Origin of the sequence: Paraburkholderia sp. A1RI_3L (assembly GCF_048957895.1) — a bacterium.
Taxonomy (GTDB): domain Bacteria; phylum Pseudomonadota; class Gammaproteobacteria; order Burkholderiales; family Burkholderiaceae; genus Paraburkholderia; species Paraburkholderia kururiensis.
The window spans coordinates 250,231-269,437 of the sequence record NZ_JARCHA010000002.1 but is presented as its reverse complement, the minus strand read 5'-3'; the positions used below and the strand labels follow the sequence as shown (position 1 = coordinate 269,437).

Here is a 19,207-nt window from a genome sequence, read left to right as displayed (position 1 = left end):
AACCTGCGGTCGTGCCGCATGCGGGAAGCTGATCTGGAACGCCCGTCTTCCCCCTCGGGTGTCTCGCCTCATTTTGACGTCGCCATGTTCCGCCGTTTTCTCGGAACGCTTCGGGCGCACGCCGTATTTTCGCCACTGGCCGCCTTGTGCCGCGCAACCGCACAAACTGTGGAGCGCGAGAGAAGGCCTGCCAGACAAATTCTTTGTACCAACATTCCGTTACCGTCGGAGCCGACGTGACCGAACGTGCCTGTGGGCGCCGTCCCTGCCCGTTGCGGGATCCGTGCGTGCAACTCGTTGCATCTCGTTGTCAGGGTGAGCAACCAGCCCCGGGCGCAAGTAAAATGACGATTTATCGCTTGCTGCCTGCGCAGACCGTGCGGTTTGGGGCGCCTCGAAGTCGTTCGAACCGTTCGAACGCGAAGGCCGGCCGCGCCGGTACGCTGGGCAAATTATATTCAGAATGAAAGGGTTAGGCAAAATTTCCCAGAATCAGGTCGCAAGCGACCAGGTTTCCTTCGTCGAAGTGGACGAGAACTCCGCCGGTCAGCGCATTGACAATTTCCTCACGCGCGTCTGCAAGGGCGTGCCGAAAAGCCACATCTACCGGATTCTGCGCAGCGGCGAAGTGCGCGTGAACAAAGGGCGGGTCGACGCCCAGTACCGGCTCGAACAGGGCGATCTGGTGCGCGTTCCGCCTATCCGGATCGCACAGACCCAGAGTTTCGACGCTGCGGCTGTGCCCTCCGCACAGTTCGACATCCTCTTCGAGGACGACGCACTGCTCGTCATCGACAAACCTGCCGGTGTGGCCGTTCACGGCGGCAGCGGCGTGGCGTTCGGCGTGATCGAGCAAATGCGGGAGGCGAGGCCGCACGCGAAGTTCCTGGAACTGGTGCACCGGCTGGACCGCGAAACCTCGGGCGTGCTCATGCTGGCGAAGAAGCGCACGGCGCTCGTGGGCCTGCACGAGCAGATCCGCGACAACCGCATGGACAAGCGCTACTACGCGTGCGTCCATGGACAATGGGCAAACGACTGGGGCCGTCGGCGCGTCGTCAAGGAGCCGTTGCACAAGTATCTGACTCCGGAAGGCGAGCGGCGCGTGCGTGTGCAGCCCGATGGTCTTGCCTCGCACACGATTTTCAATCTGGTCGACCGTTGGCCCGGGTACGCGCTTCTCGAAGCGGAGCTCAAGACCGGCCGCACGCATCAGATTCGTGTGCATCTGGCGCATCTCGGCCTGCCGATCGTCGGCGACGCCAAGTACGGCGATTTTGCGCTGAACAAGGCGCTTGCCCGAGCGAACGCCGTCCCGGGGCTCAAGCGCATGTTCCTGCACGCGTACCGGCTCAAGCTCGTGCATCCGCTCACCGGCGAGACCTTGCAGTTTGAAGCACCGTTGCCGGCGGATTGCCGGCGTTTCCTCTCGCAACTCACGGCGTTGCGCGATGGGGCCGCAAATGCAGGAAATTCGCCGCACGCCGGGACGGATCAGAACCCGGGTGAAAATAGGCACGATACCGATATCGAAGGGGAGACGAACGCGCATGGCCCGACAGCACTTTGACCTGATCGTCTTCGACTGGGACGGCACGCTGATGGACTCGACAGCGCACATCACGCGCAGCATCCAGGCCGCGTGCCGCGATCTCGGCCTTCCCGTGCCCGCCGACGAGGCGGCGAGCTTCGTGATCGGGTTGGGATTGCGCGACGCGTTGCAGATCGCCGCGCCGACACTCGACCCGTCCGACTATCCGCGTCTCGCCGAGCGGTACCGGTTCCACTATCTGGTGAAGGATCAGCACACGGAACTCTTTGCGGGCGTGCGTGAAATGCTGGAGGAGCTGCGCGACACCGGCTATCTGCTGAGTGTTGCCACGGGTAAAAGTCGCGTGGGTCTGAACCGCGCGCTGGATCAGGCTCGTCTCGCGAGCCTTTTCGACGGCACGCGCTGTGCTGACGAGACGTTCTCGAAGCCGCACCCCGCCATGCTGCAGGAACTGGCGCGGGAACTTGGCCAGGACCTCGAGCGCACAGTCATGATCGGCGACACCACCCACGATCTGCAGATGGCGATCAACGCAGGCGCGTCCGGCGTGGGCGTGGCCTATGGCGCGCACCCGGCGGACTCGCTCGCCGCGCTCGAGCCCTGCTTCGTGGCCGACAGTGTCGGGTCGCTCGTCGCGTGGCTGCGGGAGAACGCGTGAGCGCCGCGGTGCTCGACCCCGTGCGCGTATGCGCCGCCGGGGACCTTGTCGAGGGCGGCCAGGGCGTACGTTGCCGGGCGTCGTATGCGGGCGGGGAGGCGGTCGTGTTCTTCGTGCGCTACAACGGCAGGCCCTACGGCTATCTCAACCGCTGCGCCCATGTGCCCATGGAGCTCGACTGGGTGGAGGGCCAGTTCTTCGAATCGTCCGGTTTATACTTGATGTGCGCTACGCATGGCGCGATTTACGAGCCCGATACCGGCCGGTGTGTCGGCGGTCCGTGCCGCGGCGGCAGGCTTCGCCCGGTGCAGGCTGACGAAAGGGACACGCCGGAAGGCCGCGCCGTATTCTGGCTCCCGGACAACGATCTGCGTCCGGCCGATTCCTGACCTTCCACACGCCACGCATGTCCGACCAGCCGACTTCCGATCCGCGCGACCCCTCCTCGTCGGGTCCCAGACCCGCTCCTGCCACCTCTGCTGGAGAACCCGGCTGGGAGCGGGCGGCGCTCGAGCGTATCGCGCTCGCCGCGATCAACGAGCAACGCGCCGCCCGGCGCTGGAAAATTTTCTTCCGCTTCGCCTTTCTTGCCGTGTTGCTGCTTGTCGCCATCGGGCTGCTCGACGTCTCCGGCGGCAAGGTGTCCGGCTCGGGTCGCCATACGGCGCTCGTGTCGCTGGACGGGGAGATTGCGTCGGATAGCACCGCGAACGCCGAAGACATCGATACGGCTCTTCAGAACGCGTTCGAAGACGACGGTACGGCCGGCGTGATTCTGCGCATCAACAGCCCGGGCGGAAGCCCCGTGCAGGCCGGCGTTATGTACAAGGAGATTCGTCGGCTGCGCGCGAAATATCCGGCCATCCCGCTCTACGTAGTGGTGGGCGACATGTGCGCCTCGGGCGGTTATTACGTCGCGGCGGCGGCCGACAAGATCTACGTGGACAAGGCCAGCATCGTGGGCTCGATCGGCGTGCTGATGGACGGCTTCGGTTTCACCGGGTTGATGGAGAAGCTCGGCATCGAGCGACGGGTTCGTACTTCGGGTGAGAACAAGGCGTTTTACGATCCGTTCTCGCCGGATACGCGGAAGATGGATGAGCATGCCCAGTCGATGCTCGATCAGATCCATACGCAGTTCATCTCGGCCGTGCGCGAAGGGCGCGGCAAACGGCTGCACGAGACGCCCGATATCTTCTCTGGCCTCTTCTGGACGGGCGAGAAGAGCGTGGAACTGGGTCTCGCAGATGGTTTCGGCGATATGGACTATGTGGCGCGCGACGTCATCAAGGCGCCGGACATCGTCGATTACACCGTGAAGGAAAGCCTGACCGACCGCGTGGCGCGCAAATTCGGCACGGCCGTGGGCAGTGCCGCCGTCCACACGCTGATTCTGACCGGCAAGGTGAATCTGCGCTGATTGCAATGATGAGCGGGTGAGTGGGCGCTCGCTTTTTGCCGCCTGAGCGGAGCGGAAGGACGCGCGGCCTGCGCCAAAGGCCGCGGCTACGCGTTATACGGCGAGCAGCAGAAAAATCGCGGGCCGCTTCTGCAAATCCAGGGCTGGCGCCTTTTTCCAGGCAGATACCGGCTGGCTTGCAATAGTCTCCGTGGGTAAGGTCAGATCGGCCGCGACGCACAAAAGTGTCGAGGGTGCGCAGATGGAGATGAGCGCGTCCAGCAACGCGCGGTTGCGATACGGCGTCTCGATGAAAATCTGCGTCTGTTTCGACTTGCGCGACTGCTGCTCGAGTTCGCGCAGCCGCTTCGCGCGTTCGCCGGCATCGACGGGCAGGTAGCCGTGAAACGCGAAGCTTTGACCGTTCAGCCCCGAGGCCATGAGTGCAAGCAGAATCGAGCTGGGCCCGACAAGCGGTACGACCTTGACTCCACGCTCATGTGCGCGACGCACAAGAAGCGCGCCGGGATCGGCTACGGCCGGGCATCCCGCTTCGGACACGAGCCCGGCGTCCGTGCCGGCGAGCACCGGTTCGAGCAGCTTGTCGATTTCGCCGGGCGGCGTGTTCACGTTCAACTCGCGAATTTCGATCGCCTGAACAGGCTGTTCGGTACCCACTTTCTTCAGGAAGGCGCGCGTGGATTTCGCGTTTTCGCCAATGTAGTAGCGAAGCCCGGCCGCGCGCGTGCGCACCGCTTGCGGCAGCACGGCTGCGAGCGAATCGGCGTCGCCTTCGCCCAGCGTGTTCGGAATCAGGTAAAGCGTTCCGCTCATGCCGCCTCCAGCAAGGGATAACCTGCGGCGAGCAGCATCCGCGTGAGCGCGATTAGCGGCAAGCCGATCAGCGCGGTGGGGTCGTCGGACTGAATCGCCTCCAGGAGCGCGATGCCGAGCCCTTCGGATTTGGCGCTACCCGCGACGTCGTAAGGCGTCTCGGCTCGCAGATAGGCGTCGAGCGCGCCGTCCGGCAGGCGGCGAAAACGCACGTGGGTGATCACATCCACGCTTTGCGACTCGGTCGATGCGCTGTCGAACAGGCATAGCGCACTGTGGAACAGTACCTCGCGGCCCCGCATGGCCTGCAATTGCGCCAGGGCGCGTTCGTGCGTGCCCGGTTTGCCGATCTGCTGGCCGTCGAACGTCGCAACCTGATCGGACCCGATAACGAGTGTGCGGGGCGCGTTCGCGGGCAGCGTGGCGGCCACGGCTTTCGCCTTGGCTTCGGCGAGGCGCAGCGCGGTGGCGTCCGGCGTTTCACCCGGGAGGGGCGTTTCGTCGATCGCGGGTACTGCTACGTCGAACGGAATGCGCAACCTTTCGAGCAGTTCACGCCGGTAGGGCGAGCTGCTGGCGAGAATCAGGGCGGGCCGGCCGGTTGAAGGCGGGCGATCGGAAAAGTCCGGCATGGTCTATTGGGCGCTGAAAGAGGGGTGGCTGACGGGCTGGTGACGGCTAACGAGGGGCTGCGGCGGCCCGCGAACGTGCAAGAGACGGCGGCGCTGCCGGCGATTTCGCCCGTGCCCTTAAGTGTTTGACTCGAAAAGACAAAGGCGATATGATCTCCGGCTTTTCATCGGTATGCTTTCGCATGCTCTTGCCGGTTCTCTTGTTGGCAACGAGGCTGCACGAAATTCACCGATGCAGGAGCCGCCCATGACCGAACATCCTGGCAAACCTGCCGGTCCGGCCAGCATGCATGAACTCGATCTCTTCGAGTTCGCGCGCAGCGGGCGCCAGGCTGCGGGTGTAGTGCGCGTCTCGCAACTGCCGCGCATGTTAAACGAAGTCCCGGCGGACGCGCCAGACCGCGATACCTCGTTTACGTGGCAGGCGGAAGGCTCCACGCAGCCGGAATTGCAGGACGACGGTACCGAGGGTCCGCAGCCGTATTTGAGGCTCGCCGTCCACGGTGCCGCCTGGCTCGAGTGTCAGCGGTGTCTTACGCCGTACGAGCAGGCGTTCGATGTCGATGCAATTTATCGCATCGTTCAAACGGAAGCCGAGGCGGAGGAGTTTCCGCTCGACGAGGACGAAATCGAAGTGATCGTGGGCTCGCGCCAGTTCGATCTCATCGAGCTGATCGAGGAAGAATTGCTGCTTTCGTTGCCAGTGGTGCCGAAGCACGAGGTCTGCCCCGAAGTCCACGAGAGTCTCATTTCCGGTGCGAGTGGCGAGGATGCCAGCGAGCCGCCCGAAGAAGACGTTGAGGGCGGCCAAAGCGGCCAAAGCGTTGGCGAGCCGGAGCAGGGCACGACAAAGCCCAATCCTTTTGCGGCGCTGGAAGCGCTCAAGAAGGGTGGGGCGGGCGACAAGCATTGACGGCGCTTTAAGCGGGCGTTGAACAAACAGGTTGCAGGGTAGCGCGATATGTCTCTGCGCAGTCCGGGCGGTAGGTCGGGGCAGGTGTCAGGGTTGGTTAAGGCCGGATCGTGCTGTGTTAGAATTCGGAAAATTTTCAGGAGTTATCATGGCAGTTCAACAGAACAAGAAGTCGCCGTCGAAGCGCGGCATGCACCGCTCGCACGATTTCCTTCAGTCGGCCCCGCTGGCTGTCGAGCCGAGCACGGGTGAAGTGCATCTGCGTCACCACGTCAGCCCGAATGGTTATTACCGCGGCAAGAAGGTCGTCAAGACGAAGAACGACTAATCGCCACATCGCGTTGCGCCTTCCGGCGTTTCGCATGGCGACCCGTTCGCTTGACTACTTTCCTGCTCGGCAAAAAGGCGGCATTCAACTGCCGCTTTTTTGTGTCTGAAATTCGTCGCATTCCATGACTGTAAAGCTCACGATTGATTGCATGGGAGGCGACCACGGTCCGTCCGTCACCGTCCCCGCTGCGGTCCATTTCGTTCGTGCGCATCCCGACGCGCATCTGATGCTCGTCGGCGTCGAAACGGCGATTCGAGCGCAGCTGAAAAAGCTCAAGGCACTGGACGACCCGGCGCTTTCCATCGTGGCAGCAAGCGAGATCGTCGCCATGGACGATCCGGTCGAGGTCGCGCTGCGCAAGAAGAAAGACTCGTCGATGCGCGTGGCGCTCAACCGCGTGAAGGACGGCGAGGCGCAGGCCTGCATCTCCGCCGGCAACACCGGCGCGCTGATGGCCGTCTCTCGCTATGTGCTCAAGACGCTGCCGGGCATCGAGCGGCCGGCTATCGCGTTCGCCATGCCGAACCCGCATGGCTACACGACGATGCTCGATCTCGGCGCCAATGTCGATTGCGGGCCGCAACATCTGCTGCAGTTCGCCGAGATGGGGCACGCGCTCGTGTCCGCACTCGAAGGCAAGGAGCGTCCGAGCATCGCACTCCTGAACATCGGCGAAGAAGTCATCAAGGGTAACGAGACCATCAAGCGCGCAGGCGAACTGCTGCGCGCAAGCACGCTGAATTTTCGCGGCAACGTGGAAGGCAACGATATTTACAAGGGCACCGTCGACGTGATCGTCTGCGACGGTTTCGTTGGAAATGTCGCGCTGAAAACGTCGGAAGGATTGGCTCAGATACTCGCCGACATCATCAAGGAAGAGTTCGGCCGCTCGTGGCTCACGAAGCTCATGGCGCTCGCCGCGCTGCCGGTGCTTTCGCGCTTCAAGAAGCGTGTGGATTACCGTCAGTACAACGGCGCGGCCCTTCTCGGCCTGCGCAGTCTCGTCATCAAAAGCCACGGTTCTGCGGACGCCTACGCGTTTGAGTGGGCGATCAAACGCGGGTATGATGCCGTCAAAAATGGCGTGGTGGAACGTCTTGCGCGCGCCATGGAAGAGAACGCGGCACCCCTCGAGCGGGCCGCGCGCGAAGCGGGCGGCGCGGGCTTTGCGAGCCCCGTCGCGGGCCAGCCGGCCGAGCCCTACGCAGCATTATCCCCGAAGGCATAATGGCTCAATCGACTCTATATTCCCGCGTGGCCGGTACTGGCAGCTATCTGCCGCCGGGCCGCGTCACGAACCAGGAACTGGCTGAACGCCTCGCGAAGAACGGCATCGAAACGAGCGATGAATGGATCGTTGCCCGCACCGGCATCCATGCCCGTCATTTCGCCGAATCCGACGTTCCCACCAGCGAACTCGCACTGATCGCTTCGCGTCGTGCGATCGAAGCGGCGGACATCGATCCGCAGTCCATCGATCTGATCATCGTTGCGACGTCCACGCCCGACTACGTGTTTCCGAGCACGGCCTGCCTGCTGCAGAGCAAGCTCGGCATCAAGAGCCACGGCGCGGCATTCGACGTGCAGGCCGTGTGCTCCGGCTTCGCCTACGCTCTGGCGACCGCCGACAGCTTCATTCGCGGCGGACAGGTGCGCACGGCGCTCATCGTCGGCGCCGAGACGTTCTCCCGTATTCTCGATTTCAATGATCGCACCACGTGCGTGCTGTTCGGCGACGGCGCCGGAGCGGTGATCCTCCAGGCATCGGACGAGCCCGGTGTGCTCTCGAGCGCACTGCACGCCGACGGCAGCTACGCAAATATTCTCTGCACGCCCGGCAACGTGAACGGCGGCGTGGTTGCCGGCAGCGCGTTCCTGCACATGGATGGCCAGGCGGTGTTCAAGCTCGCCGTCAACCTGCTGGAGAAAGTTGCCGTCGAAGCGCTGGAAAAGGCTCATCTCTCGGCTGATCAAATCGACTGGCTCGTTCCGCATCAGGCCAACATCCGCATCATGCAGGGCACCTGCCGCAAGCTGCACTTGCCGCAGGAGCGCATGATCGTCACGGTCGGCGAGCACGGCAACACGTCGGCCGCCTCCATTCCGCTCGCTCTCGACGTCGCCGTGCGCGACGGGCGCATCCGTCGCGGCCAGAACGTGCTGATCGAGGGAGTCGGCGGGGGCTTCACCTGGGGTGCATCCGTCATCCGTTATTGACGACCGCAGTGGTGCGGTGCCGGAGCGCTGCAACCGCCTACGTGGTTGTCACGCGGGGCAATCGCGCCGCATCGCGGTGCACGCGCAGAGCGTGTGCGCCCGCATCTGAAATCATCGAATTGGGGACGTTATGAAATTCGCGTTCGTTTTTCCCGGACAGGGCTCGCAGTCGGTCGGCATGCTGAATGCGTTCGCCGACCACGCTATCGTGCGCGAGACCGTCGAGGAAGCCTCCGACGCGCTCGGCCAGGACCTGGGCAAGCTGATCGCCGAAGGGCCCGCCGAGGAACTCAATCTCACGACCAATACGCAGCCCGTCATGCTCACGGCGGCTTACGCCGTCTACCGCGCCTGGCAACAGGCGGGTGGTCCGGCGCCGGCCATTGTGGCCGGCCACAGCCTGGGCGAGTACACCGCGCTCGTGGCGGCCGGCGCGCTCGCATTTCGCGATGCTGTGCCGCTCGTGCGTTTCCGGGCGCAGGCGATGCAGTCGGCGGTGCCGGTGGGCGAAGGCGGCATGGCGGCGATTCTTGGCCTCGACGACGACGCGGTGCGCGCCGTGTGCGCGGAGGCATCAGTCGCCGGCGTGGTCGAAGCGGTGAATTTCAACGCGCCTGCGCAGGTCGTGATCGCGGGCCACAAGGCCGCTGTCGAAAAGGCCTGCGAACTCGCGAAGGCAAAGGGCGCGAAGCGCGCGCTGCCGTTGCCGGTGTCGGCGCCGTTTCACTCGTCGCTGCTCAAGCCGGCTTCGGACCAGTTGCGCGAGTATCTCGCGAGCGTCGAAGTGCGCGAGCCCGCCATTCCGGTCGTGAACAACGTCGATGTCGCCATGGTGCGCGATCCGGCGGCAATTCGCGACGCGCTGGTGCGTCAGGCCGCGGGCGCCGTGCGCTGGGTGGAATGCGTGAAGGCGATTGCAGCGCAAGGCGTGACGCACGTGATCGAATGCGGTCCCGGCAAAGTGTTGGCGGGCCTCACGAAACGTATCGACGGCAACCTCGTGGGGGCGGCGATCGTGGACCCGGCTTCGCTCGACGAGGCACTGAAGCTCGCCGGCGCCTGACTCGACGAGCGCGGTCGGGCGGCGTTGCCCCACGGGCCCGCGGCGTGCCTGCGCTAACAGCCAAGCCAGACGCTTTCGCCGCGAGGCGCATCGCCGATGAGCGCATTCCTGTATTACTCGCCCGCTGATTTGATGGTTATCGGGCCATTCGCAATCCGGACTGAACGATGGAAAAGACTCTCGACAAACAGATCGCGATCGTAACCGGCGCGTCGCGCGGCATTGGCCGCGCCATCGCGCTCGTACTGGCTCGCCAGGGCGCAACCGTGATCGGCACGGCAACGAGCGAAGCGGGCGCAGTCGCGATCAGCGACGCGTTCAAGGCAGCAGATCTGAACGGTCGTGGCGCGGTGCTCGACGTCAACGATGCCGGCGCGGTGGAAGCGCTGATCGAAGCGACCGTCAAGGAATTCGGCAGCCTCGGCATTCTCGTCAACAACGCCGGCATCACGCAGGACCAACTCGCCATGCGCATGAAGGACGAGGAGTGGGACGCGGTGATCGACACCAACCTGAAGGCGGTGTTCCGTCTGTCGCGTGCGGTTCTGCGTCCGATGATGAAGGCGCGCGGCGGTCGCATCATCAACATCACGTCGGTGGTGGGTTCGGCGGGCAACCCGGGTCAGGTGAATTACGCTGCGGCGAAGGCCGGGGTGGCAGGTATGACGCGTGCGCTCGCGCGCGAGATCGGCAGCCGCAACATCACCGTGAATTGCGTTGCGCCGGGCTTCATCGACACCGACATGACCAAGGTTCTGCCCGAAGAGCAGCAGGCGGCGCTCAAGGCGCAGATTCCGCTCGGCCGTCTCGGCAGCCCGGACGATATCGCGCACGCCGTTGCGTTCCTCGCGTCGCCGCACGCCGGCTACATTACCGGCACGACGATGCACGTCAACGGCGGTATGTACATGTCGTAACCGGATTCAGGTACTATCCGCGCCTTGATGCGCTCGTCGCAAACACCGTCGAAGAGCGCAGCGCGGACTGGCCATCTGGAACCCGTGGGCGCAGCTTTTTTGCCAGGTCAAACCTGATAAAATGCGCGCACTCGTATTTATGAACTTTCTTCCCTTGGAGGGGTAATGGACAACATCGAACAGCGCGTCAAGAAGATCGTCGCGGAACAACTGGGCGTAGCCGAAGCGGAAATCAAGAACGAAGCATCGTTCGTGAACGATCTCGGCGCGGACTCGCTCGATACCGTCGAACTGGTCATGGCCCTCGAAGACGAATTCGGCATGGAAATTCCGGATGAGGAAGCCGAAAAGATCACGACCGTCCAGCAGGCTATCGACTACGCCCGCGCGAACGTCAAGGCCTGAGTCGGTTCGCGTCCGCGTTCCGCGCGCTGCCTGCCGGGCCGCGCCGCTGCCCGCTCATCAGCCAGTGCACCTGCGAGCACATTTGCAAGCGCATCTGCCGGCTAACAGCCACAGGGCTCACAGGAGCATTTCCTGTGGCCCCTGTGGCTTTTGCTTTTGTCATTCTATGGAAAAGGGGTTACCGTGAGCCGCCGTCGAGTTGTCGTTACAGGCCTGGGGCTGATTTCGCCTGTTGGCAATAATGTTGCCGACGGCTGGTCCAATCTCGTTGCCGGCACGTCCGGCATCGCCAACATCACGAAGTTCGACGCGTCGAACTTCTCGACGCGCTTCGCCGGCGAGGTGAAGGGCTTCAACATCGAGGACTACATCCCCGGCAAGGAAGCCCGCCATATGGATACGTTCATCCATTACGGCGTTGCGGCGGGCATGCAGGCGATGCGGGACAGCGGGCTCGAAATCACCGACGAAAACGCGGAACGCGTGGGCGTGGTGGTGGGGTCCGGCATCGGCGGACTGCCGATGATCGAAATTACGCAGACCGAACTGCTCAATCGCGGTCCGCGCCGTATTTCGCCGTTCTTCGTGCCGGCCTCGATCATCAACATGATCTCGGGCCACCTGTCGATCAAGTTCGGCATCAAGGGTCCTAATCTCGCGATCGTCACGGCCTGTACGACGGGCCTGCATTGCATCGGCGAGGCCGCGCGCCTCATCGAGTACGGCGATGCGGACGCGATGATCGCGGGCGGTGCTGAGTCCACCGTGTCGCCGCTCGGCATTGGCGGTTTCGCCGCGGCGCGCGCGCTTTCGCAGCGTAACGACGATCCCGCTACGGCGAGTCGTCCCTGGGACAAGGATCGCGACGGCTTTGTGTTGGGCGAGGGTGCGGGCGTGATGATGCTCGAGGAGTACGAGCACGCGAAGGCGCGCGGCGCGAAGATCTACGCCGAAGTGGCGGGCTACGGCATGAGCGGCGACGCGTATCACATGACGGCACCGCTCGAGAATGGCGATGGCGCGCGCCGCTGCATGCTGGCCGCGCTGAAGAATGCACGCGTCAATCTGGACGAGGTGAGCTACCTGAACGCCCACGGCACGTCGACGCCGCTCGGCGATCTCGCGGAGACGACGGGCATCAAGCGCGCATTCGGCGATCACGCGAAGAACATCGTCGTCAACTCGACCAAGTCGATGACGGGCCACCTGCTCGGTGGCGCCGGTGGTCTCGAGTCGGTGTTTACGGTGCTGGCCGTGCACAACCAGGTGTCGCCGCCCACCATCAACATCTTCAACCAGGACCCGGAGTGCGATCTCGACTACTGCGCCAACACGGCGCGGGAGATGAAGATCGACGTGGCGCTGAAGAACTCGTTCGGGTTCGGCGGCACCAACGGCACGCTGGTCTTCAAGCGCGTCTGATCGCTTGACGCCGCTCTCCCGGGCGGGGTGTCCGCCGGGTCCGCAAGATGGACCATGGTCTGCGCTGCCGTCCGGGGAAGTGGTGCAACGCCTGGCGCCGCGACGCATTGCGTTGCGGCCGTCAGGCGGTTTGCAGATTGCCGTGTTCTGTTTCATCGCGGTTGCTGTTGCAGCCGTTCATACGAGCCTCGCGCCTTGGCTCGGCGGCTGGCGCGCGTTGCCGCTTTCTCTGGCCGTTCTGGCGCTGCTTGCGTTGGTTTCTGCGGCGCTTCGTCGCGGCGCCCCGGCTGCAATTGAAATCGGGCCAGACGGTGTGTCGGCATTCGACCGCCGCGGCGTGCACGTTGCCCAAGGGCTCATCGCGGCCAGTTCACAGTGGGGCGCCTGGCTGCTCGTCCTCGTTCTCGCTTCAGGCCGGCGCCGGTACTCACTGGTTATCACGGCCGACGCGCTCCATCCCGATGCTTTTCGCGAACTCTCGGTAATCGCGCGTTGCGGCGGACGTGGATGACACCCGCGCGTGCTTGCTGCCGGCTGAACCGGCTACTACCCGTAACGCCTGTAACCGCTGTTACCGGCGTAACGTGAGGGGCCGAACGGAACGCTACAATGGTGCCCCGCGGGGCACTCCCCATTAACGGATTTATCAGGTGAGCGAAAAAGAAATCGATCAGTTGCTCGTCGAGCGCGTGCAAAAAGGCGACAAGGCGGCGTTCGAACTTCTGGTCTCCAAATACCACCGCAAGATCATCCGGCTGATCTCGCGTCTCGTGCGGGACCCCGCCGAGGTCGAGGACGTGGCCCAGGACGCCTTCATCAAGGCATACCGTGCGCTGCCGCAATTTCGCGGCGAATCGGCGTTTTATACGTGGTTGTACCGGATTGCGGTGAATACCGCCAAGAACTACCTTGCGACCCAGGGCCGCCGGGCGCCCACCTCGACGGAGGCGGACGCGGAAGAGGCGGAAACTTTCTCCGACGCCGATCAACTAAGGGATATCAATACGCCCGAGTCGATGTTGATGAGCAAGCAGATCGCGGAGACGGTCAACGCTGCCATGGCGCTGTTGCCGGAAGAACTGCGCACCGCCATTACGCTCCGGGAAATTGAAGGATTGAGCTACGAAGAGATCGCCGAGATGATGGGTTGCCCGATCGGCACTGTCAGGTCGCGAATTTTTCGTGCTCGAGAAGCCATTGCGGCAAAATTGCGTCCGCTGCTGGACACACCTGAAGGCAAGCGCTGGTAAGCGGTACCGGCGGCCAGAAGGGCACGAGCGCGATTATCAGGGTTTGGGTGGTGTCACTACGGGGTGTCTGTAAGGAATGGGGATCATCATGGGGTCGGTCTCGATGCAATCGCAAGCAGGCTCGCGCGGCGAGCACCTGTCCGCTTTCGTCGACGGGGAAATGCCTGGCGACGGGCAATTGAACACCTTTCTCGGCGGGCTCAACCCCGAGGAACGCGCGGCGTGGTCCAGCTATCACCTGATCGGCGATGCGCTGCGTTCCGACGACCTCGCCATCAGTCCGGCGGCAAGCAGCGCTTTTCTGGCGGGTTTTGCCGCGCGCTTCGAGTCGGAGCCGCATCTACTCGCACCGGCGTCGGCGCCGGTCACGCGCCGTTTGCTTGCGCTGCGTCGCCGGGTGGTTCCCGCGTTCGCCGTCGCGGCCGCCGCCGCAACGCTGACGTGGATCGTCGTGCCGCAACTGCAAGGGGCGGGGGGCGTAGCCAGCCATGGCGGCGCCCAACTCGCGGCGGTCCAGCCCACCGACAGCGTACAGCGCGTGGCGATGGCTTCCATGCCGGCGGCCAATGTGCAGCCTGCGGTGGCGCAGGACGCCAACATCATTCGCGACGCGCGACTCGACCAGTATCTTGAAGCGCACCAGCAGTTCGCCCAGCAACCGATGGTTCCCGACTCCATGCCGCTGATCCGCGCCGCAGCGCTTACTACGCAAGGCCAATAAGTCTGATGCAGACCCTGCGGTTGAATAAAACGACGATCTGGGGACGGCTGCCGGCATTCCTGTGCTGTGCAGCCGTGTTGTTATCGGCGCTGTCGGTCACAGCCCGCGCCGACGCGCAAGGGACTTCCGCCAGCGATCCGGCTGCCACACGCCGCATGGCGGCCGAATGGCTGAACCGGATTCACCAGGCCGCCCAGCAGCAGAACTACGAGGGCGCCTTCGTTTATCAGCGCGGCACGTTCGTGCAGACTTCGCGCATCACCCACTACGCCACGCACGGTGACGGCGAGTACGAGCAGCTCGAAAGCCTCGACGGCAAGCCGCGCAAGATGCTGCGCCATAACGACGAGCTTTATACGTTTGTTCCAGAGCGTCACCTCTGTGTGGTCGAAAAGCGCCAGAACAAAGACTCGTTCCCGGCCTTGCTCGCCGCGAGTGCGGACCAGGTGTTGTCGGTCTATGAGCCGAAGCTGGTGGGTACCGACCGTGTGGCGGGCGTCGACAGCCAGGTGATCGAGCTCGATCCGAAAGACGCGTATCGATTCGCGTACAAACTGTGGGCGGACACGAAGACCGGTCTGCTGCTACGTGCGCAAACGCTGGACGCTGGCGGTCAGGTGCTCGAACAGTTGTCGTTCTCGCAGATCCGCATCGGCGTGCCGGTCGACAAAACGCCGATCGCGAACGGCATTCGCAATACCGCAGGCTGGACCATCGTGCGGCCGCCGGTCGAAGCGGTGGACATGGAAGCTCAGGGCTGGCAGTTCGCGCCCACCGTGCCGGGCTTCCACAAAATTCGCGAGCTGCGCCGGCCCATGGCCGCCCGCAACCCGTCGAGCCCGCCCATTCCGGTCGATCAGGCCGTCTTCTCGGACGGGCTCGCCGCCATTTCGATTTTTATCGAGCCGGTCGAAAACAATACACGCAAGGAAGGGACGGGCAATAGCGGGGCGACGCACGTTCTCGTGAAGCGCAGCGGCGACTACTGGATCACGCTGCTCGGCGAGGTGCCCCAGGCAACGTTGCAGCAATTCGCGTCTGCCATAGAATACAAGGCTCCGCGATAAACCCTCCTTCGGCTGACTACGATATGACGACTTTTTCGGTGCGCAAATTCTTCGCGGCCGCAGCGGTGGCGGTCTGCCTGCCGTTCGCGCCGCACCTGGCGTCTGCGGCCCCGGCGGCCAATCTGCCCGATTTCACCGACCTTGTGGACAAGGTCGGTCCCGCAGTCGTCAATATCCGCACCACCGCGCGTGTGCCTACGTCGCAGCGCGGGCTGCCGCCCGGACTCGACGACGGCGACATGTCGGAGTTCTTCCGCCGCTTCTTCGGCATTCCGATGCCGCAGTCACCGCAAACGCCGCAATCGCCGCGTGGTGGTCAAGGCGGCGGCTCGGACTCGTCACCCGACAGCGGCGGCAACGACACCGAGCAGAACAGCGGCGTGGGTTCCGGCTTCATCCTGTCGGCCGACGGCTACGTGATGACGAACGCGCACGTCGTGGACGGCGCGGACAGCATCTACGTGACGCTCACCGACAAGCGCGAGTTCAAGGCGAAGCTGATCGGCGTGGACGACCGCACGGACGTCGCCGTCGTGAAGATCAGCGCATCGAGCCTGCCCGCGGTGACGATCGGCGATTCGAACAAGGTTCGCGTAGGCGAATGGGTGGTGGCGATCGGCTCGCCGTTCGGGCTCGAAAATACGGTGACGGCCGGTATTGTCAGCGCGAAGGGCCGTGACACCGGCGACTACCTGCCGTTCATCCAGACCGACGTTGCGGTGAATCCCGGCAACTCGGGCGGTCCGCTCATCAACATGCAGGGCGAGGTGATTGGCATCAACTCGCAGATTTATAGCCGCACCGGCGGCTTCATGGGCATCTCGTTCGCCATTCCCATTGACGAGGCCATGCGCGTGGCCGACCAGCTCAAGTCCACCGGCAAGGTGGTGCGCGGTCGCATTGCAGTGGCGATCGGCGAAGTGACCAAGGACGTGGCCGACTCGCTGGGCTTGCCGAAGGCGCAGGGCGCCCTGGTGAGCAGCGTGGAGCCGGGCGGGCCGGCCGACAAGGCAGGCGTGCAGCCGGGCGACATCATCCTGAAGTTCAACGGCCAGTCGGTGGATGCGGCAACGGATCTTCCGCGCATGGTGGGCGACACGAAACCGGGCACGAAGGCGACGGTCACGGTCTGGCGCAAGGGCCAGACGCGCGATATGCCCATCACGGTTGCCGAAATGCAGACGGACAAGACCGCGAAGGCCGACCAGAAGCCGGCCCCGGCACCGAAACCGCGCGCGTCGAATTCGCTCGGTATTGCAGTGAGCGACATTCCCGAAGACCAATTGAAGACGTTGAAGCTGCGCAGCGGCGTGCAGATTGACGCCGTCGACGGCCCGGCCGCGCGGGCGGGGCTGCAGAAGGGCGACATCATCCTGCGGGTGGGCGACACGGACATCAAGAGCGCGAAGCAATTCGAAGAGGTTGCCTCGCACCTCGATTCGCAGAAGATGGTCGCTGTGCTCGTGCGTCGCGGCGAGAACACCCAGTTCGTGCCACTGCGCCCCCGCGCAACGGCAAAATGACGAGGCATAGCGCCTGATGCCCACCGCTTGCGCAACCCTCACGCTGTATGGGCGCGCGTGGTGCCACCTGTGCGACGACATGCGCGCTGCGCTCGAGCCGTTGCTGGCCGAGTTCGGCGCGACCGTCGAAATCATCGATATCGATGCGGACCCCGTGCTGGAGGGGCGCTACAACGAACTGGTCCCGGTGCTCGCAATCGGGGGCATCGAGTTGTGCCGCTACCGGTTCGAAGAAGCGCCGGTGCGAGCCGCGCTGATGCGGCTCACGACATCTACGCGCGGGTAAAGGCTGCAAATCGGCCGTATGGCTGATCCAGTCGTCGTCCTGATGCTTTGTCCGTTTCTACGCCCGAACGCGCTGAAGATTGGCCGAGGCCGCCCAAAGCTGCCTCTGGAAGGCCTTTTCGGCTAAAATAGTCCGGTTTTTCATTTGCTTACAAGGCGTGCTCTGCAATCGTCCAGGCGCGCCTTTTTCGCTTGATCGGCACTGAATGGATCATATTCGTAACTTCTCGATCATTGCGCACATCGACCATGGCAAGTCGACGCTCGCCGATCGCATCATCCAGTTGTGCGGCGGCTTGTCTGACCGTGAAATGGAATCGCAGGTGCTCGACTCGATGGATCTCGAGCGCGAGCGCGGCATCACCATCAAGGCGCAGACCGCGGCGCTGAGTTATCGCGCGCGCGACGGGAAGGTTTACAACCTCAACCTGATCGATACGCCAGGCCATGTCGACTTCTCATATGAAGTAAGCCGTTCGCTGTCGGCTTGCGAGGGCGCGCTGCTTGTCGTGGACGCGAGCCAGGGCGTCGAAGCCCAGACGGTTGCGAACTGCTACACGGCCATCGAACTCGGCGTCGAAGTCGTGCCGGTGCTCAACAAAATCGATCTGCCGGCGGCGAATCCCGAAAACGCGATTGCCGAAATCGAAGACGTGATCGGCATCGACGCAACCGATGCCACGCGCTGCAGCGCGAAGACGGGCGAGGGTGTGGAAGACGTACTCGAAGCGCTCGTCGCCAAGGTGCCGCCGCCGAAGGGCGACCCGGAAGCGCCGTTGCAGGCGCTCATCATCGACTCGTGGTTCGACAACTACGTCGGCGTCGTGATGCTCGTGCGCATCGTCAATGGCACGCTGCGCCCGAAAGAGCGCATCAAGCTGATGGCGACGGGCGCCCAGTACCCGGTCGAGCACGTCGGCGTCTTCACGCCGAAGTCGAAAGACCTCGAGGCGCTCTCCGCGGGCCAGGTGGGCTTCATCATCGCCGGCATCAAGGAGCTGGCGGCAACCAAAGTGGGCGATACGGTCACCAACGCGGCAAAGCCTGCCGCGGAGCCGCTGCCGGGCTTCAAGGAAGTGAAGCCTCAGGTGTTCGCGGGGCTGTATCCGGTCGAGGCCAACCAGTACGACGCACTGCGCGAGTCGCTCGAAAAGCTGAAGCTGAACGACGCGTCGCTGCAATACGAGCCGGAAGTCTCGCAGGCGCTCGGCTTCGGCTTCCGCTGCGGCTTCCTCGGTCTGTTGCACATGGAGATCGTGCAGGAGCGGCTCGAGCGCGAATTCGACATGGACCTGATCACCACGGCGCCTACCGTGGTGTACGAAGTGGTGCTGGCCGACGGCAGCACAATCATGGTCGAGAACCCGGCGAAGATGCCGGACCCGTCGAAGATCGAAGAGATTCGCGAGCCGATCGTCACCGTGAACCTGTACATGCCGCAGGACTACGTGGGCTCGGTCATCACGCTGTGTACGCAAAAGCGCGGCAACCAGGTGAACATGCAGTACCACGGCCGCCAGGTGCAGCTCACCTACGAAATTCCGATGGCCGAGATCGTGCTCGACTTCTTCGACCGGCTGAAGTCGGTGTCGCGCGGCTACGCGTCCATGGACTACGAGTTCAAGGAATATCGCGCGTCGGACGTGGTCAAGGTCGACATGCTCATCAACGGCGACAAGGTGGATGCACTCTCGGTCATTGTCCACCGTTCGCAGTCGCAGTACCGCGGCCGCGAAGTGGCGGCGAAGATGCGCGAGATCATTCCGCGCCAGATGTACGACGTCGCGATCCAGGCGGCGATCGGCGCGCACATCATCGCGCGCGAGAACATCAAGGCGCTGCGCAAGAACGTGCTCGCCAAGTGCTATGGCGGCGACATCACGCGCAAGAAGAAACTGCTCGAGAAACAGAAGGAAGGCAAAAAGCGGATGAAGCAGGTCGGCTCCGTCGAAATTCCGCAAGAGGCATTTCTTGCCATCCTCCGGGTCGAAGACAAATAAGATCAACACGGGAACCGT

Annotated in this window: 21 protein-coding genes; 19 read left to right on the top strand and 2 right to left on the bottom strand. The window is 63.7% G+C overall.

The genetic code is table 11. The annotated features are described in order from the left end of the window. Positions 1 to 463 precede the first annotated feature (463 nt). The 4 genes from PXJ20_RS07310 to PXJ20_RS07295 are packed head-to-tail and all read left to right on the top strand — an operon-like array spanning position 464 to position 3,630. A complete protein-coding gene (locus PXJ20_RS07310) occupies positions 464 to 1,570 on the top strand; it encodes an RluA family pseudouridine synthase (RefSeq protein WP_277596663.1) in 1,107 nt (368 codons plus the stop codon). Beyond that, a complete protein-coding gene (locus tag PXJ20_RS07305; protein WP_421029665.1) occupies positions 1,551 to 2,210 on the top strand; it encodes an HAD family hydrolase in 660 nt (219 codons plus the stop codon). Before PXJ20_RS07310 ends, PXJ20_RS07305 begins: the two co-directional genes overlap by 20 nt. Continuing rightward, entirely contained in the window at positions 2,207 to 2,599 is a 393-nt protein-coding gene (locus tag PXJ20_RS07300) for a Rieske (2Fe-2S) protein (protein ID WP_017774660.1), read from the top strand. The genes PXJ20_RS07305 and PXJ20_RS07300 overlap by 4 nt, the downstream gene beginning before the upstream one ends. 17 nt (positions 2,600 to 2,616) lie before the next feature. Beyond that, the gene (locus PXJ20_RS07295) at positions 2,617 to 3,630 is read left to right on the top strand and encodes a S49 family peptidase (RefSeq protein ID WP_421029664.1); all 1,014 of its coding nucleotides are present in this window, start codon (positions 2,617 to 2,619) and stop codon (positions 3,628 to 3,630) included. A gap of 93 nt (positions 3,631 to 3,723) precedes the next feature. Here the strand turns inward: PXJ20_RS07295 and PXJ20_RS07290 are convergent, their stop codons facing one another. Next, positions 3,724 to 4,443, bottom strand: a complete 720-nt coding sequence (locus tag PXJ20_RS07290) for an SAM-dependent methyltransferase (RefSeq protein ID WP_421029663.1) — start codon at positions 4,441 to 4,443, stop codon at positions 3,724 to 3,726. Beyond that, complete coding sequence (locus PXJ20_RS07285; protein ID WP_421029662.1) at positions 4,440 to 5,075, bottom strand: Maf-like protein; 636 nt, start codon at positions 5,073 to 5,075, stop codon at positions 4,440 to 4,442. The genes PXJ20_RS07290 and PXJ20_RS07285 overlap by 4 nt, the downstream gene beginning before the upstream one ends. Positions 5,076 to 5,322: 247 nt before the next feature. On the opposite strand from PXJ20_RS07285, the gene PXJ20_RS07280 reads away from it, so the two are divergent. The 15 genes from PXJ20_RS07280 to lepA all read left to right on the top strand — a co-directional run bounded on the left by PXJ20_RS07280 (position 5,323) and on the right by lepA (position 19,189). Continuing rightward, the gene (locus PXJ20_RS07280) at positions 5,323 to 5,988 is read left to right on the top strand and encodes a DUF177 domain-containing protein (protein WP_277598130.1); all 666 of its coding nucleotides are present in this window, start codon (positions 5,323 to 5,325) and stop codon (positions 5,986 to 5,988) included. Positions 5,989 to 6,136: 148 nt separating this feature from the next. Then, positions 6,137 to 6,316: a 50S ribosomal protein L32 gene (gene rpmF / locus PXJ20_RS07275; RefSeq protein ID WP_017774665.1), complete on the top strand. Its 180-nt coding sequence runs from the start codon at positions 6,137 to 6,139 to the stop codon at positions 6,314 to 6,316. A 124-nt stretch (positions 6,317 to 6,440) separates the two neighbouring features. After that, positions 6,441 to 7,547, top strand: coding sequence for a phosphate acyltransferase PlsX (plsX, locus tag PXJ20_RS07270; RefSeq protein ID WP_026121404.1), 1,107 nt, complete (start codon positions 6,441 to 6,443; stop codon positions 7,545 to 7,547). Beyond that, positions 7,547 to 8,536, top strand: coding sequence for a beta-ketoacyl-ACP synthase III (locus tag PXJ20_RS07265; RefSeq protein WP_421029661.1), 990 nt, complete (start codon positions 7,547 to 7,549; stop codon positions 8,534 to 8,536). Before plsX ends, PXJ20_RS07265 begins: the two co-directional genes overlap by 1 nt. 130 nt (positions 8,537 to 8,666) lie before the next feature. Then, positions 8,667 to 9,599, top strand: a complete 933-nt coding sequence (gene fabD, locus PXJ20_RS07260) for an ACP S-malonyltransferase (RefSeq protein ID WP_126876628.1) — start codon at positions 8,667 to 8,669, stop codon at positions 9,597 to 9,599. A 167-nt stretch (positions 9,600 to 9,766) separates the two neighbouring features. After that, the gene (gene fabG / locus PXJ20_RS07255; protein ID WP_017774669.1) at positions 9,767 to 10,516 is read left to right on the top strand and encodes a 3-oxoacyl-ACP reductase FabG; all 750 of its coding nucleotides are present in this window, start codon (positions 9,767 to 9,769) and stop codon (positions 10,514 to 10,516) included. Between the two features lie 165 nt (positions 10,517 to 10,681). After that, positions 10,682 to 10,921 carry an acyl carrier protein gene (gene acpP / locus PXJ20_RS07250; RefSeq protein WP_004197638.1) on the top strand — a complete coding sequence of 80 codons (240 nt, stop codon included), beginning with the start codon at positions 10,682 to 10,684 and terminating at the stop codon, positions 10,919 to 10,921. Positions 10,922 to 11,104: 183 nt separating this feature from the next. After that, positions 11,105 to 12,343 carry a beta-ketoacyl-ACP synthase II gene (fabF, locus tag PXJ20_RS07245; protein WP_017774670.1) on the top strand — a complete coding sequence of 413 codons (1,239 nt, stop codon included), beginning with the start codon at positions 11,105 to 11,107 and terminating at the stop codon, positions 12,341 to 12,343. Positions 12,344 to 12,422: 79 nt separating this feature from the next. After that, a complete protein-coding gene (locus PXJ20_RS07240) occupies positions 12,423 to 12,854 on the top strand; it encodes a protein YgfX (protein WP_421029660.1) in 432 nt (143 codons plus the stop codon). Between the two features lie 139 nt (positions 12,855 to 12,993). After that, the gene (gene rpoE / locus PXJ20_RS07235) at positions 12,994 to 13,593 is read left to right on the top strand and encodes an RNA polymerase sigma factor RpoE (protein WP_017774672.1); all 600 of its coding nucleotides are present in this window, start codon (positions 12,994 to 12,996) and stop codon (positions 13,591 to 13,593) included. An 88-nt stretch (positions 13,594 to 13,681) separates the two neighbouring features. Further along, complete coding sequence (locus PXJ20_RS07230) at positions 13,682 to 14,314, top strand: sigma-E factor negative regulatory protein (protein WP_017774673.1); 633 nt, start codon at positions 13,682 to 13,684, stop codon at positions 14,312 to 14,314. Positions 14,315 to 14,319: 5 nt separating this feature from the next. Next, positions 14,320 to 15,381 (top strand): MucB/RseB C-terminal domain-containing protein, encoded by a 1,062-nt coding sequence (locus tag PXJ20_RS07225; protein WP_199540370.1) that lies wholly within the window; start codon positions 14,320 to 14,322, stop codon positions 15,379 to 15,381. Positions 15,382 to 15,404: 23 nt separating this feature from the next. After that, entirely contained in the window at positions 15,405 to 16,904 is a 1,500-nt protein-coding gene (locus PXJ20_RS07220; protein WP_421029659.1) for a DegQ family serine endoprotease, read from the top strand. A gap of 16 nt (positions 16,905 to 16,920) precedes the next feature. Beyond that, entirely contained in the window at positions 16,921 to 17,190 is a 270-nt protein-coding gene (locus PXJ20_RS07215) for a glutaredoxin family protein (protein ID WP_421029658.1), read from the top strand. 205 nt (positions 17,191 to 17,395) lie between these two features. Beyond that, positions 17,396 to 19,189, top strand: coding sequence for a translation elongation factor 4 (lepA, locus tag PXJ20_RS07210; protein WP_421029657.1), 1,794 nt, complete (start codon positions 17,396 to 17,398; stop codon positions 19,187 to 19,189). Positions 19,190 to 19,207 lie beyond the last annotated feature (18 nt).

Excerpts from the sequence above, each read along its gene's own strand:
- PXJ20_RS07310 (WP_277596663.1), top strand. The coding sequence starts at position 464 with ATGAAAGGGTTAGGCAAAATTTCCCAGAATCAGGTCGCAAGCGACCAG.
- PXJ20_RS07305 (WP_421029665.1), top strand. The coding sequence starts at position 1,551 with ATGGCCCGACAGCACTTTGACCTGATCGTCTTCGACTGGGACGGCACG.
- PXJ20_RS07295 (WP_421029664.1), top strand. The coding sequence starts at position 2,617 with ATGTCCGACCAGCCGACTTCCGATCCGCGCGACCCCTCCTCGTCGGGT.
- PXJ20_RS07290 (WP_421029663.1), bottom strand. The coding sequence starts at position 4,443 with ATGAGCGGAACGCTTTACCTGATTCCGAACACGCTGGGCGAAGGCGAC.
- PXJ20_RS07285 (WP_421029662.1), bottom strand. The coding sequence starts at position 5,075 with ATGCCGGACTTTTCCGATCGCCCGCCTTCAACCGGCCGGCCCGCCCTG.
- PXJ20_RS07280 (WP_277598130.1), top strand. The coding sequence starts at position 5,323 with ATGACCGAACATCCTGGCAAACCTGCCGGTCCGGCCAGCATGCATGAA.
- rpmF (WP_017774665.1), top strand. The coding sequence starts at position 6,137 with ATGGCAGTTCAACAGAACAAGAAGTCGCCGTCGAAGCGCGGCATGCAC.
- plsX (WP_026121404.1), top strand. The coding sequence starts at position 6,441 with ATGACTGTAAAGCTCACGATTGATTGCATGGGAGGCGACCACGGTCCG.
- PXJ20_RS07265 (WP_421029661.1), top strand. The coding sequence starts at position 7,547 with ATGGCTCAATCGACTCTATATTCCCGCGTGGCCGGTACTGGCAGCTAT.
- fabD (WP_126876628.1), top strand. The coding sequence starts at position 8,667 with ATGAAATTCGCGTTCGTTTTTCCCGGACAGGGCTCGCAGTCGGTCGGC.
- fabG (WP_017774669.1), top strand. The coding sequence starts at position 9,767 with ATGGAAAAGACTCTCGACAAACAGATCGCGATCGTAACCGGCGCGTCG.
- acpP (WP_004197638.1), top strand. The coding sequence starts at position 10,682 with ATGGACAACATCGAACAGCGCGTCAAGAAGATCGTCGCGGAACAACTG.
- PXJ20_RS07230 (WP_017774673.1), top strand. The coding sequence starts at position 13,682 with ATGGGGTCGGTCTCGATGCAATCGCAAGCAGGCTCGCGCGGCGAGCAC.
- PXJ20_RS07225 (WP_199540370.1), top strand. The coding sequence starts at position 14,320 with ATGCAGACCCTGCGGTTGAATAAAACGACGATCTGGGGACGGCTGCCG.
- PXJ20_RS07220 (WP_421029659.1), top strand. The coding sequence starts at position 15,405 with ATGACGACTTTTTCGGTGCGCAAATTCTTCGCGGCCGCAGCGGTGGCG.
- PXJ20_RS07215 (WP_421029658.1), top strand. The coding sequence starts at position 16,921 with ATGCCCACCGCTTGCGCAACCCTCACGCTGTATGGGCGCGCGTGGTGC.
- lepA (WP_421029657.1), top strand. The coding sequence starts at position 17,396 with ATGGATCATATTCGTAACTTCTCGATCATTGCGCACATCGACCATGGC.